General features: G+C 65.0%; 11 protein-coding genes and 1 pseudogene. 5 read left to right on the top strand and 7 right to left on the bottom strand.

Annotated features, from left to right (window positions below; all coding sequences use genetic code 11):
• Nucleotides 1-1,317, top strand: coding sequence for an MFS transporter (locus EYW47_RS03340; protein ID WP_133193444.1), 1,317 nt, complete (start codon nt 1-3; stop codon nt 1,315-1,317).
• 55 nt (nt 1,318-1,372) lie between these two features.
• Here EYW47_RS03340 and EYW47_RS03345 read toward each other — a convergent pair whose 3' ends face one another.
• Entirely contained in the window at nt 1,373-1,831 is a 459-nt protein-coding gene (locus EYW47_RS03345; RefSeq protein ID WP_133193445.1) for a universal stress protein, read from the bottom strand.
• A gap of 827 nt (nt 1,832-2,658) precedes the next feature.
• Here EYW47_RS03345 and flhD point away from each other — a divergent pair.
• Nucleotides 2,659-2,979, top strand: coding sequence for a flagellar transcriptional regulator FlhD (gene flhD, locus EYW47_RS03350; RefSeq protein WP_133193446.1), 321 nt, complete (start codon nt 2,659-2,661; stop codon nt 2,977-2,979).
• 9 nt (nt 2,980-2,988) lie between these two features.
• Nucleotides 2,989-3,594, top strand: coding sequence for a flagellar transcriptional regulator FlhC (gene flhC / locus EYW47_RS03355; RefSeq protein WP_028220753.1), 606 nt, complete (start codon nt 2,989-2,991; stop codon nt 3,592-3,594).
• A 173-nt stretch (nt 3,595-3,767) separates the two neighbouring features.
• Here flhC and EYW47_RS03360 read toward each other — a convergent pair.
• From EYW47_RS03360 to EYW47_RS03380, 5 genes and pseudogenes are all read right to left on the bottom strand, one after another.
• A pseudogene (locus tag EYW47_RS03360) lies at nt 3,768-3,935 on the bottom strand (Nramp family divalent metal transporter); the annotation flags it as partial.
• A 19-nt stretch (nt 3,936-3,954) separates the two neighbouring features.
• Nucleotides 3,955-5,598 carry an efflux transporter outer membrane subunit gene (locus EYW47_RS03365; RefSeq protein ID WP_276322929.1) on the bottom strand — a complete coding sequence of 548 codons (1,644 nt, stop codon included), beginning with the start codon at nt 5,596-5,598 and terminating at the stop codon, nt 3,955-3,957.
• A 63-nt stretch (nt 5,599-5,661) separates the two neighbouring features.
• A complete protein-coding gene (locus EYW47_RS03370) occupies nt 5,662-8,847 on the bottom strand; it encodes an efflux RND transporter permease subunit (RefSeq protein WP_133193447.1) in 3,186 nt (1,061 codons plus the stop codon).
• A 72-nt stretch (nt 8,848-8,919) separates the two neighbouring features.
• On the bottom strand, nt 8,920-10,143 hold the full coding sequence (locus EYW47_RS03375) for an efflux RND transporter periplasmic adaptor subunit (RefSeq protein ID WP_133193448.1): 1,224 nt from the start codon (nt 10,141-10,143) through the stop codon (nt 8,920-8,922).
• A 66-nt stretch (nt 10,144-10,209) separates the two neighbouring features.
• On the bottom strand, nt 10,210-11,031 hold the full coding sequence (locus EYW47_RS03380; RefSeq protein WP_377784809.1) for an alpha/beta hydrolase: 822 nt from the start codon (nt 11,029-11,031) through the stop codon (nt 10,210-10,212).
• A 404-nt stretch (nt 11,032-11,435) separates the two neighbouring features.
• Between EYW47_RS03380 and EYW47_RS03385 the strand changes: the two genes are divergently transcribed.
• Entirely contained in the window at nt 11,436-12,440 is a 1,005-nt protein-coding gene (locus EYW47_RS03385; RefSeq protein ID WP_133193450.1) for a LysR family transcriptional regulator, read from the top strand.
• A gap of 283 nt (nt 12,441-12,723) precedes the next feature.
• The gene (locus EYW47_RS03390; RefSeq protein ID WP_133193451.1) at nt 12,724-13,083 is read left to right on the top strand and encodes a DUF4148 domain-containing protein; all 360 of its coding nucleotides are present in this window, start codon (nt 12,724-12,726) and stop codon (nt 13,081-13,083) included.
• Between the two features lie 233 nt (nt 13,084-13,316).
• Here EYW47_RS03390 and EYW47_RS03395 read toward each other — a convergent pair.
• Nucleotides 13,317-16,167 (bottom strand): YadA family autotransporter adhesin (locus tag EYW47_RS03395; RefSeq protein ID WP_205710006.1); only part of this gene is annotated, 2,851 nt, incomplete at its 5' end.

A 16,167-nucleotide genomic window follows, 5' to 3' on the forward strand; every position in this document is an offset into this window, starting at 1 on the left:
ATGAATCTGCATAACGCCCCAACCCGGGAACCCGCCCGGGGAGCCGCCCCGCCCGCCGTGGCGGACGCCAAGGCGTGGTCCGTGCTGCTCGTGAGCACGCTCGCGTTCCTGGTCTGCTTCGTCGTGTGGATGATGTTCGGCGTGATCGGCGTGGAGTTGCGCGACGAACTCAAGCTCAACAGCACCGAGTTCGGCATGCTCACAGCCACGCCCGTGCTGACCGGCGCCGTGATGCGGCTGCCGCTGGGCACATGGACCGACCGCTTCGGCGGCCGCATCGTCATGACGATCCTGCTCGCGGTCTGCGCCGTTCCCGTCTATATCGTCAGTTATGCGAATCAGTACTGGCAATTCCTGGTCATCGGCCTCTTTCTCGGCTGCGTGGGCGCCTCGTTCGCGGTGGGCACGCCCTATGTCGCACGCTTCTTTCCGCCGAAGCAGCGCGGCTTCGCGATGGGCTTCTTCGGCGCCGGCACCGTGGGCGCGGCGGTCAATCTGTTCGTGACGCCGGAACTGGAGAAGCTCTACGGCTGGCGCTTCGTGCCGCGCGTTTATGCGCTCGCGCTGGTCGTGACCGCCGTGATCTTCTGGTTCGCCTCCGCACGCGACCCCGGCGCGGGCAAGACGAACGGATCGTGGCTCGATGCATTCAAGGTGCTCGGCGATTCTCGCGTCTGGCGCCTGTGCCAGTACTACTCGATCACGTTCGGCGGGTTCACGGCGCTATCGCTGTGGATTCCTCAATATCTGAAGGCAGAGTACGGCATGTCGCTGGTCATGGCCTCCGCGTTTGCGGCGGGTTTCTCGCTGCCAGGATCGGTGCTGCGGGCGGTGGGCGGCGTGCTCGCCGACAAGCTCGGCGCGCACAGTGTCACGTGGTGGGGCTTGTGGGTCGCGTGGATCTGCCTTTTCATTCTCTCGTATCCGGCCACCGACTTCGTGATCCACACCATCAACGGCACCGAAACGCTGCACATCAGCATGCCGCTGGCGGGCTTCGTCGCGCTCACGTTCGTGCTGGGTGGCGTGCTCGCATTCGGCATGGCCTCGACCTTCAAGTACGTGGCCGACGACTTTCCCACCAACATGGGCGTCGTGACCGGCGTGGTCGGCCTCGCGGGCGGGCTGGGCGGCTTCCTGCTGCCGATCCTGTTCGGCGTGCTGCTCGACCTGCTCAAGATCCGCTCGAGCTGCTTCATGCTGCTCTACGGCATCGTGTGGGTCTCGCTCATCCTGCTCTACGTCAGCGAGGTCAAGCGCGCGCCGATCCTCGGCGACAAGCGGACCCCGGTTGCCGGAGCGCCCGCGCACTCGTAGACGCTCCCCGCACGCGCTCGCACGGCCAGGCTCGGCCCACCCATGTGGGCAGAGCCTAGGCGGCCGCCGCTTCGGCGACCTCCGGCGCCGTGACCACGAGCACGCTGCACGAGACGCGGTCGAGCAGCTTGCGATCGTCCCGGCCCTCCCACCAGCGTGCGAACGGCCCCCTGCGGTGATGGGCCAGCACGATGAGGTCGGCGTTGAACGACGCGCTCGCACGCGCGATCTCGTCGATCGCGCGGCCGACGGCGAAATGACCCGTGGCCTCCAGCCCGAGCGCCTTCAGGCGCGCCACGCCGTCTTCGAGTATTTCCTTGGCCGCCGCCTCCGCGGCTTCGTACGGCACGGCGGACGCAATGTCGGTGCCCCACTGCAGTGGCGACTGGTCGAGCACCGCGAGCAGATGCGTCTGCGCCTTGCATTCGAGCGCCAGATCCTTGCCCTCACGCAGCGCGCGACGCCCTTCGCGCGTGGCGTCGTAACACAACAGAATGCGGCTGAACGCGCCCATTTCGCCTCTCCCTGGTTCGCTCTTTCCGAACCCAACCCGCCGATTGAAGCGGTTACATTATTTATATCACGCCATGATATAAAATAACAGTGAGGCCCGCGTGACCCGGCTCGCACCGGCGTCCACGCGGGTCGGCCTGACGCGGGTCGAAGCGCTGCCATTGCCGGGCTGAACGTCCTGCCCCCACCAGGCGGCGCCACGCCGCCGTTTGCTACCGCCACCGCCACCGCGTCGGCTGCGGACGACGCGGTTTCGCCTCCTGCAATTTACCTGGCCGCGTAAACGCGCCGTGTTACAAAGCGCGTCAACGTGTCCCATGACCCGCCCGCCTGTCACATCTTGACAAAACTAGTTACACAGGGTCGAAACACTTGTTACAAGTAATTCGTCATACCAATGGAGTTTGTAACGCGCATTTATTACCGATAAATGTAATTCCTTTCAATCCCATTAATTCAAAAGAGGCCGTTAAAGCGCGTTTCTTCATGCGTTGTGCATGTGTCAGCCCCCCTCCGGAAAACCCTTACGGCGCGGCACTTTACGGGCGCACTCCCCGCCCCGCAAGGGTTTACTGCCCACTGTCATCAACGCGTCACGAATACTCAGAAAAAATTACCGAAAATATTTGTAACAGCCAGATTATTTTTTGCGAAGGGGATTGATTTCTCGAAGTTGTCCTCATACAATTCGCTCCAACATGTTACTAGTTGTAACGTGTTGTATCAAAGAGTCAGGCGACGCCACCAAAGAGCGGGCCGACCAAAGACCAAAAAAGTTACAACGGCGAACAACGCCGGGGGGTTAATCGGGGCTTCGGAAAAGAGAAAATGGACCGCAGCAGCGAGACGCTGGATTCAATCCGCGAAATTAACTTGTCGTATCTGATGCTCGCACAGCGCATGCTGCGCGAGGACAAGCCAGTCGGTATGTTCCGGCTGGGACTGTCGTCGGAACTGGCCGATCTGCTTTCCGGTCTGTCGCTCGCGCAGATCGTGAAGCTGGCCGCTTCCGACCAGCTCCTTTGTTTGTTCCGCTTCGACGACCATGCCATGCTGTCCGCGCTCACGCAGACTTCCCGGCATGCCGACGTGGCGGCCACCCACGCGGCCATCCTGCTTGCGGGACAGCCTGCGGTGCAATTCGCCTGAGGACGGGTCATGTCGACGAACCGCCGCAGCCTCACCGAAGACGCACAAGAAGTTTTTCGCGCGATCGCGCTGATCGAGCTGGGTGCGCGCATGCAAGTGCTGGAGAGCGAGTTGTCGCTCTCGCGCGACCGCATGATCCGCCTGTACCGCGAGATCCGCGGCGTGTCGCCGCCCAAGGGGATGTTGCCGTTCTCGGCGGACTGGTACATGACGTGGCTCGCGAACATTCACGCGTCGCTGTTCTACAACACGTACCTGTTCCTGAAGCATGAAGCGCGTTGCTCGCATCTCGACGCGCTCACCAAGGGGTTCCGGCTGTATCTGGAACACTGCCAGCACAGCGGGACCGAGCCGGTGCTCGATCTCACGCGTGCATGGACCCTGGTGCGGTTTTTTGATGCCGATATTCTGCAGATGACGCCTTGCTGCCGCTGTGGCGGCAAGTTCGTCGCGCACCGCCACGACCTTCAGCACAACGTCGTGTGTGGCGCATGCCAGCCGCCTTCGCGCGCTGGCAAGACGAAAAAGGCGGCTGCAGCGCGACGGGGCGCCGAGCAGACCGAACGCGACCTTCCGGTGGAAGTAACGCCGGATGGCATTGCCGAGGCTGCATAAGCGTAGGAGACCAAAGATCCGGACGGACCAGGCAGGCTAAACCGGACACAGCAAGACTAGACGCGAAGCCGTCCGGCGCTCGGAACGAGGGCCGGACGGCGAAGCGCATTCAGGGCTGTTCTGCCCTATCCATTCCGCCAGGCGCCGCGCGCGCCGCCTTCCTTTCGTCCCCCTCAGTTCCCGCTAAGCGTCTGCCAGACGAGCCACCGGTTCGCCGCCGCCATCACGGCAAGAAGCAGCGACGCAATCAGGCGCCCAGACAACCGGTTCGCGAACGCGCCCATCAGCGCCCGATCGTTCGTCATGCGGATGAGCGGCCACAGCGCAAACGGCAGTTGCTCGTGCGTGAGCGCTTGACGCTCAGCGAGAGGCGAGCGGCGCGGCAGGCGCCGCACTCGCTGCCGGCGCATTATCAGGCTGCACAGCGGGCTGCACAGCGGGGTGTTCAGCGGGGTGTTCAGCGGGCTGCACACCAAGCTGCATATCGGGCTTCGCATCGCCCCACCCGCCGCCCAGCGCGCGGATCAGATTGACGGTGGCCACCGCCTGCGAGCCCTCCAGATGGCTCGCCTGCAGCTGCGAGACCAGCACCGAGCGCTCGCTGTCGATCACGTTCAGATAGCTCACCTCGCCCTCCTCATACTGCGTGCGCGAGAGATGCGCCGCGCGTTGCGAAGCGCTCACCGCATCGTCCTGCGCGCTGATCTGGTCGTTGAGCAGACGCAGGTCCGCGAGGTTGTCCTCCACCTCGCGGAACGCCACGAGCACCTGCTGGCGATACTGCGCGACATCCTCGTCGTACTTCGCACGCGCCTGCGCGAGATTGGCCTTGCGCCGGCCACCGTCGAAGAGCGGCAACGTGAGCGCCGTGCCCGCGAACGGCCCGAGCAGGAAGGCGCGGCTCGACCACATGAAGAGGTTCCCGAGCGAGGCCGACTCGAAGCCAAACGCGCCCGTGATGTCGAGCTTCGGAAAGAACGCCGACTTCGCGAGACCCACGCGTGCGTTCGCGGCGGCCATTGCGCGCTCGGCGGCGGCGATGTCGGGGCGGCGCTCGAGCAGCGTCGAAGGCAGGCCCGGCGGCACCTGCATGGCCACGGGCGCGAGCGGCGTCTCGGGGAACGTGAAGTCCGCCGGCGCCTTGCCGAGCAGGATCGCGAGGCTGTGCTCCGAGGCCGCGCGCTGGCGCGCCACGCCCACGGCGTCGGCGCGTGCGCTCGCCAGTTCGTTGCGCGCCTGCGAAACGTCGAGCTCGCTGATGTCGCCTTCCTTGAAGCGGCGCTCGACGAGCTTGAGCGCGTCCTCGCGCAGCGCCACCGTGCGCCGGTAGAGATCGACATCGGAGTCGAACTGGCGCAGCTGGAAGTAGTTCTGCGCGACATCGGCCTGCAGCGCGAGTTGCACCGAGAGGAACAGCGCCTCGCTCTGCTGCGCATCGGCCTGCGTGGCGTGCACATTCGAGCTCACGCGGCCGAACAGATCCGCTTCGTAGCTCGCTGTGGCCTGCGCGCGCCAGAGCGTTTGCGCGGGCACGTTGGCGTTCTGCGGCAGGTACTGTGAAGCCGGCGAGGCGCGCTCGTAGGTCGGCCCGAAGCCCGCGTCGATGGACGGGAACCACGAAGCGCGCGCCGCCTGCGTGAGCGCGCGCGACTGCTGCACGCGCGCGGCGGCGGCCTTGAGATCCTGGTTGGCGGCCAGCGCCTGGTCTTCCAGCTGGTCGAGCGTGGGGTCGCCGAACGCCTTCCACCACTCGCCGCGATGCGCGTCGTCGGCAGGTTGCGCGGGCGTCCACGAACCCACGTCGTGCGGACCGGCTGGCTGACCCTGCGCTTGCCCCTGCGCTTGCCCCTGCGTTTGGCCTTGCGTTTGCAGCGGCGCTTCCTTGTACGCGTTCGGCACGCCCGCATCGGGCACCTTGTAGGTAGGCTCGACCGAGCACGCGGCAAGCCACGCGAAGAGCGCAACGCTCGCGGCAAGCCGCGTCAAGCGCCAAAAGCCACTCATATCGTCGATGCCGCCCGGTTTCTTCGGCGAAACTGAATAGTTAGTCATCTTTATGATCCTTCCTTACGCGTCCACCGTGGAGCGGGCCGTGCGCGCGTTGTCTTTCTGCGCGACGTGTATCTTGCCGCCCGCAATCGTGCGCAGCACCACGTAGAACACCGGCGTCAGCAACAGACCGAAAGCCGTCACGCCAAGCATGCCGAAGAACACCGCCACGCCCATCGCGTGACGCATCTCCGAGCCCGCGCCCGACGAAAGCACGAGCGGCACCACGCCCATGATGAACGCGATGGACGTCATCAGAATCGGGCGCAGGCGCAGCCGGCTCGCCTCGATGGCGGCCGAAAGGGGCGTGTGTCCGTCGTGTTCTAGCTCGCGCGCAAACTCCACGATCAGGATCGCGTTCTTCGACGCGAGACCCACCAGCACCATCAAGCCGATCTGCGTGAAGATATTGTTGTCGCCCTGCGTGAGCCACACGCCGGTCAGCGCGCACAGCACGCTCATCGGCACGATCAGGATGACCGCGAGCGGCAGCGTCAGGCTCTCATAGAGCGCCGCGAGCACGAGGAACACCAGCAGCACGCTGATCGGGAACACCCAGATGCCCGAGTTGCCGGCGAGAATCTGCTGATACGTGAGGTCGGTCCATTCGAACTTGATGCCGCGCGGCAGCACCTCAGCCGCGATGCGCTCCGCCGCCGCCTGCGCCTGGCCCGACGAGTAGCCCGCCGCGGGGCCGCCGTTGATGTCGGCTGCCGTGTAGCCGTTGTAGCGCACCACCATCTCGGGACCGTAAGTGGGCGTCACCGTCACGAGCGACGAGAGCGGCACCATATCGCCCGCGGCGTTGCGCGTCTTCAGTTGCAGGATGTCGTCGGCCTTCTGGCGGAACGGCGCATCGGCCTGCACGCGCACCTGATACACGCGCCCGAAGCGGTTGAAGTCGTTCACGTAGAGCGAGCCCAGATAGATCTGCATCGTGTCGAACACATCCGTGACCGGCACGCCGAGCTGCTTGGCCTTGGTGCGGTCCAGATCGACGTTCAGCTGCGGCACGTTGATCTGATAGCTCGAGAAGGTCGGGCCCAGCTCGGGTGTCTTGGCCGCGCGCTTCACGAAGTCCTCGGTCGCGCGGTTGAGCGCTTCGTAGCCGAGCGCGCCGTGATCCTCCAGCTGCATCTTGAAGCCGCCGAGCGTGCCGAGACCGAGCACCGGCGGCGGCGGGAACACGGCGATAAACGAGTCCTTGATGCCCGCGTATTGGTGATTGAGCGCCCCCGCGATCGCGCCCGCCGCAAGCGCCTTGCCCTTGCGCTCCTTGAACGGCTTGAGCGTGACGAACACGATGCCCGCACTCGAGCTATTGGTAAAGCCGTTCACGGAGAGACCCGGGAACGCCACTGCGCTTTCCACGCCAGGCTGCTTGAGCGCGATCGCGCTCATGTCGCGGATCACGTTTTCGGTGCGGTCAAGCGAGGCGCCGTTGGGCAATTGCGCGAACGCGATCAGATACTCCTTGTCCTGCGCCGGCACGAAACCGCCCGGCACGACGCGCGCCATCAGCACCGTCGCGCCGATCAGCACGACATAGACCGCGAGCATCGCGCCCTTGTGGCGCAGCACGCCGTTCACACCTTGCCCATACTCTTCCGAGCCGCGATGGAACACCTTGTTAAAGCCCCGGAAAAAGCCGCCCAGCACGCGGTTCATCACGCGCGTGAGCCAGTCTTCCTTCGCGCCGTGACCGCGCAGCAGCAGCGCCGAAAGCGCCGGCGAAAGCGTGAGCGAGTTGAACGCCGAGATCACCGTCGAAATGGCGATGGTCATCGCGAACTGCTTGTAGAACTGGCCCGTGAGGCCGCTCATGAACGCAAGCGGCACGAACACGGCCACGAGCGTGAGCGCGATCGCGATGATCGGCCCGCTCACTTCCTGCATGGCCTTGTAAGTGGCGTCGCGCGCGGAAAGCCCGCTGGCGATATTGCGCTCCACGTTCTCCACCACCACGATCGCGTCGTCCACCACGATGCCGATCGCGAGCACCATGCCGAACAGCGAGAGCGCATTGATCGAGAAGCCGAACGCGAGCAGCAGCGAGAAGGTCCCGACGATCGACACCGGCACGGCAATGAGCGGAATGATCGACGCGCGCCACGTCTGCAGGAACACGATCACCACGATCACGACCAGCGCGATCGCTTCGAGCAGCGTATGCACGACCGCCTCGATGCTCGAACGCACAAACTGCGTGGGGTCGTAGACGATGCGGTAGTCCACACCCGCGGGCATGTCCGCCTTGAGCTCCTTCATCGCCTCGCGCACCTGGTCGGAGATCGCGAGCGAATTCGCGCCCGGCGCCTGGTTGATCGCGAGGGCAACGGCCGGCTTGTTATCGAGCAGCGAACGCAGACCGTATTCGGAGGCCGCAAGCTCGATGCGCGCGATGTCGCGCAAATAGGTCACGCCGCCGTCGGGATTGGTCTTGACGATGATGTTGCCGAACTCGCTTTCCGTGCGTAGACGGCCGCGCGCGTTCACGTTCAGTTGCAGCGGCGTGCCCGGCACGCTAGGCGAGGCGCCGATCACACCCGCCGCCACCTGCACGTTCTGCTCGCGAATCGCGCTCACCACATCCTGCGCCGTGAGATTGCGCTGCGCCACCTTCTGAGGATCGAGCCAGACGCGCATGGCGTAATCGCCCGCGCCCCACAGCTGCACCTCGCCCACGCCGCGGATGTTCGCGAGGCGGTCCTTGACGTTCAGGAGCGCATAGTTGCGCAGATACGTCATGTCGTACTGATTGTTCGGCGAGATCAGGTGCACCACCATCGTGAGCGTGGGCGAGCTCTTGATGGTCGTGATGCCGAGGCGCTGCACGTCCTCGGGCAGCCGCGGCAAGGCCTGGTTCACGCGGTTCTGCACGAGCTGCGTGGCCTTGTCGGGATCGGTGCCCAGACGGAACGTGACCGTGAGCGTGAGATTGCCGTCGCTGTTCGCCTGCGACTGCATGTAGAGCATGTCCTCGACGCCGTTGATCTGCTCTTCGAGCGGCGCCGCCACGGCTTCGGCGATCACCTTCGGGTTCGCGCCCGGATACTGCGCGTGGACGACCACCGAAGGCGGCACGACCTCGGGATACTCGGAGATCGGCAACTGGAACAGCGCGATCACCCCGGCCAGCAGGATCAGCACGGACAGCACGCCCGCGAAGATCGGCCGGTCGATGAAGAATTTCGATATGTTCATGGGTTGCTCAATAATTTCGGATGACTAACTGGATGCGAGGATCGCACTCGCCAGGGCGGCGAGTGCCGCGCGTCAGGAAGCCTTGGCGGTCTTTGGCGCCGAATTCGCGAGCGAGGACGCGGCCGTGTCGGCCACGTCCGCGTCGCCGTTCATCGGCACCATGTTCGAGCGCACGGCCTCGCCCGGCCGCACGCGCTGCGTGCCGTTCACGACCACGTGGTCACCGGCCTGCAGGCCGCCCACGATCACGCGCAAATTGCCCTGCTGCCCGCCGATCTGCACGGTGCGATACGCGACCTTGCCCGCGCCATCCACGACATAGACGAACTTCTTGTCCTGGTCCGTGCCGATGGCCGCTTCGTCGACGAGCAGCGCCGGGTGAGGCGCGCTGCCGCTCACCTTGATGCGCGCGTAAAGGCCCGGCACGAGCGCGCCATCCGTGTTGTCGAAGCGCGCACGCACGCGAATCGTGCCCGAGGCGGTATCGAGCCGGTTGTCCACCGACTCGATCGTGCCGGTGCGCGAGTAGCCGGTCTCGTTCGCGAGCCCCAGGTCGACGGGAACCTTCGAGCCATCCTTCATGCGGCTGATGTAGTCCAGATAAGTCTGCTCGTCGGCGTCGAACTCGGCGTAGATGGGCGACACCGAAACGAGCGTCGTGAGCGGCGGCGCGCTCGCGCCCGCCGAAACCACGTTGCCCACCGTGATCTCCGCACGCGAGACCCGCCCCGACACCGGCGCGACGATGCGCGTATAGCCGAGATTGATCTGCGCGGCCTCGAGCGCGGCCTGCGCGGCCTTCAGATTCGCGCTCGCTTCACGCGCGCCGTTCTGCTTCTCGTCGTAGTCGCGCTTGGCAATGGCGTTGTCGCCAATGAGGCGCTGCGCGCGCTCCCAGTCGCTCTGCGCGTAGCCGGTGCGCGCCTGCGCGGCGGCCACCTGAGCCGCGGCCTGGTCGACGGCGGCCTGATACGGGCGCGGGTCGATCACGAACAGCGTGTCGCCCTTGTTCACGAGCGCGCCGTCACGGAAATTCACGGAGACGATCGTGCCCGAGACCTGCGGGCGCACCTCGACTTTCTCGACGGCGGCCATGCGGCCCGAGTAGGTCTGCCAGTCGGTGACATTGCGCTTGACCACGGCGGCGACATCGACCTCCGGCGCCGGCGGCGCTTCAGCGGCGACGGCCGGGTGCGAGTCCAGACGCATGGCGACGAGCGAGCCGAATCCCGCAACGACGAGAACAGCGGCCACCGCGAGCACAATGCGCTTACGGGAATGCGAGTTGAGAGACATGGCGGGCTCCAGAAAGATGAGTGGTTATTTTTCGAGTAATGCGTTCTTCGGCGCGCTGCGTCAGCGCTAACAGGGCGCGCCGGCTTCGAAACAACAGCGGAAAAAGCGCACCGCTTCGGCGAGCGCTTCCGGATGCGCGCCAATCTGCGCGTGCGAAACGCTCGGGTAGCGCACCACATGCGTGCGCACGCCCGCTTCGATCAGGCGTCCGGCGTACTTCTCCGCTTCAATGTGCAGCACGTCGTTCTGCGCCGTGACGATGAACGTGGGCGGCAAACCGGCAAGCCGCGAGGATTCCAGCGGCGCCGCGTACGGATGCATGCGCTGCGACGCTTCAGGCAGATACGCGCGATAGCAGGCTGCGCATTCGCTCGCGGAAATGTCCGACGCGAGCCGCGCTTCGTCGCCGAGGCGCGTGAGGCTCGGGTCGAGCATCGGCGCAAACAGCGCTTGAGCCGCGAGGCGCACGTCGCCGCGATCGCGCCCGATAAACGCGAGCACGTTGGCGATCTGGCCGCCCGCGTCGTGTCCCGCAGCCAGGATGCGTTTCGCGCTGCCGCCAAATGCGCGTGCTCGTGTGAGCACCCAAAGCGCGGCGCGATGCGCGTCTTCGGGCGCGGCCGGAAACGGAAACTGCGGCGCGAGCGAATAGGCCACCGAAACCACGAGCGCAGGTAAGCGCTCTGCGAAAAACTGGCTTGCTGCATCGGCGTCGTCGAGCGTGCCGCGCACGAAGCCGCCGCCGTGGAAATACAGCAGCACGGGCAGATTGCTCGCGCCCTGCGGACGGTACAGGCGCAACACGATGTCCTGCGCATAGCCTTCGATCGTCACTTCGCTCACGTCGATGGGTGAGGAGCCGCGGGCCTTGCCCGCCGCTGCCGGCACCGCTGTGGGCGCTGCAGCCAGACGCGCTGCTGCGGGCTTCTCCGCCACAGGGCGCGCCGCCTGAGGGCGCGCCGCCTGAGGGCGCTCCGCCAGAGGGCGCTCCGCCAGAGGGCGCACCGCCAAAGGGCGCTCCGCCGATGGGCGCGCGGATCGCGGCGCGGCTTCAGCCAGGGGCTCGGACAAATCGGCGGAAATCCACGGCGTCGAACGTTTGAAGGCATCCATGTGGGAACGGCGCAATGCGCGAGAATAGATTCGAATGGTGCGAATTGTGGGTTCGGCAGACTTGCAAATAAATGCCTATAATCCGGCAACACAATTCGGCGCACCTGAACAATCTGTTTCCCGCTATTTGCGCGAATCTCGCCGCGCAATGTGCGCCCGATGTCTTTTGGAGAATGGCAATGGACCGCCTTCAGGCCATGCAAGTGTTCACCCGCGTCGTCGACACCAACAGCTTCACGCGCGCAGCCGAGACCCTCGACATGCCGCGCGCCTCGGTCACGACGATCATCCAGAATCTCGAAGCCTTTCTCGGCGTGCGCCTCATGCATCGCACCACGCGCCGTCTTTCGCTCACGCCCGATGGCGCGGCGTATTACGAGCGCTGCGTGCGCATTCTTGCGGACGTCGAAGAAACCGAGCTGACGTTCCAGGACCGCAACCGCAAGCCGCACGGCAAGCTGCGCATCGACATGCCGGGCTCGATCGGACGCCTCATCGTGATTCCCGCGTTGTGCGAATTTCATGGGCGCTATCCCGACATCGATCTGCAACTGGGCCTGACCGACCGCCCCGTCGACCTGCTGCAGGAGGGCGTGGATTGCGTGGTGCGCGTGGGCGCGCTGCAGGATTCGTCGCTGGTCGCGCGGCGCATTGGCCTGTTCGAAGGCGTGTCATGCGCGGCGCCCTCGTATCTGGAGCGTCACGGCACGCCGCAGACACTCGAGGAGTTGGCCGAGCATCGCGCCGTGAATTACTTTTCGCCCCGCACGGGACGCGTGATCGACTGGGCGTTTCTCGTCGACGGAAAGGAAGTGGAGATCAAGCTCAAGAGCATGGTCTCGGTGAATGACGCCGACGCCTATGTGACGTGCGGCATCGAAGGTTTCGGCCTGATTCAGGGGCCGCGCTACATGGTGCTGCCGCACCTGAAGTCGGGCGCGCTCGTCGAGGTCCTGCCCGACTTCAAGCCGCTGCCCATGCCGATCTCGGCCGTGTATCCGCACAGCCGGCATCTGTCACCGAAAGTGCGCGTGTTCGTCGACTGGATCGCCGAAGTCTTCGACCGTTGCCCGCTGTTGAGCGGCCGCGCCTCGCTCGACAAGGCCTGCACGATGCGCACGCTCGAAGAGCGCGAGCAAGCGCCCGCGCTCGAGACGCCGATCATCTCCGAGTGGGCCGCATAGGCTGGGCCGCATAGGCTGGGCCGCATAGGCTGGGCGGCTTAAGCGCGGGCACGCGCTCTGCGCCGCTTCTTCTGATCTTTCGGGCCGCTCCGGCCCCACCTCGAACGCGCGCCCTCAGGTAGCCACTGCCGGCGCGCGTTTTCACGATTGTTCCGGTTTTTCGACAATTCCTTTCGCTTTCGGGACGTTTATCGCGCGAGCCTGTGCACCTACATTTGCACCTGTCGCCACGGCCATCGATTCATTGGATGCAGCCACGGCACTGTTAAAACAGGAGCAGATCATGAAACGCACTCTCGCAACCGCGCTCGGCGCCACCCTCGTCATCTCGCTCGCCGCGAGCGCATCGGCTTTCGCAGGCGGCATCGGCCGCGCGGGCACCTATGGCCCGCAATTCGATGCACAGGCCGCACCGCAAGCGCAACAAACGGCGCAAGCCCCGGTGGTCGATAACAGCGCGCCTAAAACGCGTGCCCAGGTGAAGGCGGAGATCGTCGAGGCTTATCGCAACGGCACGCTGCCCTCGCTGAACAAGACAAGCTATCCGGACCAGAGCCTGATCGGACGCACGCAGGCGCAGCGCATCGCACTGCAGGAAAGCCGTGGCAACGACGCCACGCGCCTCGCGCGTGCAGGCGAATGAGCCTCACCATATCGATACGATAAGGATGCCTGATCATGAACAATCCGCAACCTTCCGAGCTGGATGACTGGGACGAAACTACGCCCGTGTGGGCGCCGTTTAAGCACTGAAAAAATCAAGGCGGACACCAAATGGTGTCCGCCTTGTTGTTCATTCACAGGATGCGAAACCGGCCTCGCGGCACGCTCACGACCGGCGCAAGCCGGCCAGCGTGCCGCGTAGCCGTCACGCGATTACCACTGGTACGACATACCCGCACCGACCGTGGTCCCGCCGCCTGCGCTGTAGCCAGCACCCGCCTTTAGCTTGAGGTTTTCGGTGACGCGTGCCGATGCGCCGAGCGCCGTCGCCTGATAGCCTTTGTAGTTGGCCGTGCCGACGCCCACTGCAATGGTCTTGCCGAGATCGACGTCCGGAATCATCGTAAGCGCGGTGGCCGCTGCAACGCCGCCGTAGGCATTACGCTGCATGCTGGTCATGCCGTTCTGGAACTGACGCATGTTGACGGCATCCGTGGGACCCTGGCCAGCCGCGACGTTGGTAATGCGGCGCTCGTTGCCCTGCGAACCGACCGACACGGTGTTGTTCTCGTTCGCCACCGAATCCGCACCCAGGGCAACCGAGTTATCGGCCATGGCCGAGGCCTTGTCGCCGACCGCCGTCGAGCTTGCGCCCGCAGCAGTCGCACCGCCGCCCTGCGCGAGCGATTCGGTACCCGTGGCCGAAGCCCGGCTGCCCGTCGTGTTCACGGCCATGTACGGCGAACTCGTGTTGCTGATGTTCTCGATCGCGCCCTGCAGATTCGCGACATCCTGATTCGTCCGGTACAACTGCGCACCTGTCACCGCATCAGTGCTCGTTTGCGACAGCACGGCATCCGTGAGATTCGTCAACTGCACGGTCGAGGTTGCGTTCGTGCCGCCCATCGTCACCTTGTCGTGCGCCGGCGAATCGTACTGCACCGCGTTAGCCGCGGCCCCCGCGACATTGGCCACCTGCGTTTCGATGTTGCTCACGCGACCGTCGACGTTCGTCAGCGCACTGCCCATGTCCGTGTACGTGTTGCCACCGACGTGGTAGGTCGGCCCGGTGATCGTGCCGTCGGCATTGACCGTGGAACCGCCACCCAGTGCGCTCGCCATCGAGCCTGCCACGGTGTACAGCTGCGAACCGTTCACCGCGTCGGTGCTCGAAGCGTTGACCGCTCCCGCCGAAACGCCAGTCAGCGTGCGCGCGCCGGCCGTGCCTGCGAAGTCCACGGTCGTACCGTCCGAGCCCTTCGCCACCGTGATCGTGCGTGTGGCCGCGTCCTGCTTGACGAGACCCACCTCACCATTGTTGATGGAGTTCGTCAGGCTCGTGATGTCGGCCGTGTTCTGCGTCACGCGGTTATCCAGGCTGGTGATTGCCGTCGTATTGCTGCTGACTTGATCGTTCGTTGCGTAGAGCTGCGAACCGTTCACCGCATCCGTGCTCGACACGCTCACCGTGCCCACTGCAACGTTGCGCAGCGTCACGGGAGAAGCCGCTCCCGCACCGCCTAACGTCACCGAAGCGTGCGCCGGCGAATCGTACATCAACGCGTTGGCCATCGAACCGCTCATGTTCGTGAGGTTGCTGTTGATCGTCGCGATATCCGACGTGTTCTGCGTCACGCGACCGTCGAGGCCCGCGACCGATCCCTGCAGATTCGTGATGTCCGATGCGTTGGTCGCCACGTTCGCGTTCGTCGCGTTCAGTTGCGACATGTTCACCGCGTCCGTGTCGGTCACGCCGGCCGTCACGTTCTTCAGCGTGCGGGTGTTACCGTCCTTGTCGGCGAGGTCCACTGCTGCACCGTCCGTGTCCTTGCCCACCGTCAGGTCTGCACCGGCCGTGGCCTGCTGCACCAGACCTACCGTGCCGCTGTTGAGCTGGTTCGTGATGTCGCTGATCGAGGTGGTGTTGCCCGTTACGGCCGTGTCCAGGCTGCCCAGCGCTGCACCCACGTTGCCATACGTGCTGCCCTGCACCGCATAGGCCGGTGCGCTGATTGCGCCGGTCGTGCTGTTGTACACCGCGCCACCGCCCAGTGCCGAAGCCACTGCAGCGCCGGACTGGTCTGCCTTGCCTTCCACGCGGGTGATGTCGCTGGTGTTCTGCGCAATATTGGTCGCGTTGGTCGCCACGTTCGCGTTCGTCGCGTTCAGTTGCGACATATTCACCGCATCCGTATCGGTTACGCCGGCCGTCACGTTCTTCAGCGTGCGAGTGTTGCCATCCTTGTCGGCGAGGTCCACTGCTGCGCCGTCCGTGTCCTTGCCCACCGTCAGGTCTGCACCAGCCGTGGCCTGCTGCACCAGACCGACCGTGCCGCTGTTCAGCTGGTTCGTGATGTCGCTGATCGAGCTGGTATTGCCCGTCACCGCCGTGTCGAGGCTGCCCAGTGCTGCGCCTACGTTGCCGTACGTGCTGCCCTGGACTGCATAAGCCGGTGCGCTGATTGCGCCGGTCGTGCTGTTGTACGCTGCACCGCCACCCAGCGCTGAGGCCACTGCTACACCCGACTGGTCCGCCTTGCCTTCCACGCGGTTAATGTCGCTGGTGTTCTGCGCAATGTTCGATGCGTTGGTCGCCACGTTTGCGTTCGTCGTGTTCAGTTGCGACATGTTCACCGCGTCCGTATCAGCCACGCCGGCCGTCACGTTCTTCAGCGTGCGGGTGTTGCCATCCTTGTCGGCGAGGTCCACTGCCGCACCGTCCGTGTCCTTGCCCACCGTCAGGTCTGCACCAGCCGTGGCCTGTTGCACCAGACCCACCGTGCCGCTATTGAGCTGGTTCGTGATATCGCTGATCGAGCTGGTGTTGCCCGTCACCGCCGTATCCAGGCTGCCCAGCGCCGCACCCACGTTGCCATACGTGCTCCCCTGCACCGCATAGACCGGTGCGCTGATTGCGCCGGTTGTGCTGTTGTAGGCCGCGCCACCGCCCAGTGCCGAAGCCACTGCAGTACCCGACTGGTCTGCCTTGCCTTCCACGCGGGTGATGTTCGATGCGTTGGTCGCCACGTTCGCGTTCGTCGCGTTCAGCTGCGACATGTTCACC

The organism is Paraburkholderia silviterrae, from assembly GCF_004353915.1.
Taxonomy (GTDB): Bacteria; Pseudomonadota; Gammaproteobacteria; order Burkholderiales; family Burkholderiaceae; genus Paraburkholderia; species Paraburkholderia silviterrae.

Coding starts and splice junctions, on each gene's coding strand:
- EYW47_RS03340 (WP_133193444.1), top strand. CDS start 1: ATGAATCTGCATAACGCCCCAACCCGGGAACCCGCCCGGGGAGCCGCC.
- EYW47_RS03345 (WP_133193445.1), bottom strand. CDS start 1,831: ATGGGCGCGTTCAGCCGCATTCTGTTGTGTTACGACGCCACGCGCGAA.
- flhD (WP_133193446.1), top strand. CDS start 2,659: ATGGACCGCAGCAGCGAGACGCTGGATTCAATCCGCGAAATTAACTTG.
- flhC (WP_028220753.1), top strand. CDS start 2,989: ATGTCGACGAACCGCCGCAGCCTCACCGAAGACGCACAAGAAGTTTTT.
- EYW47_RS03365 (WP_276322929.1), bottom strand. CDS start 5,598: ATGAGTGGCTTTTGGCGCTTGACGCGGCTTGCCGCGAGCGTTGCGCTC.
- EYW47_RS03370 (WP_133193447.1), bottom strand. CDS start 8,847: ATGAACATATCGAAATTCTTCATCGACCGGCCGATCTTCGCGGGCGTG.
- EYW47_RS03375 (WP_133193448.1), bottom strand. CDS start 10,143: ATGTCTCTCAACTCGCATTCCCGTAAGCGCATTGTGCTCGCGGTGGCC.
- EYW47_RS03385 (WP_133193450.1), top strand. CDS start 11,436: ATGGACCGCCTTCAGGCCATGCAAGTGTTCACCCGCGTCGTCGACACC.
- EYW47_RS03390 (WP_133193451.1), top strand. CDS start 12,724: ATGAAACGCACTCTCGCAACCGCGCTCGGCGCCACCCTCGTCATCTCG.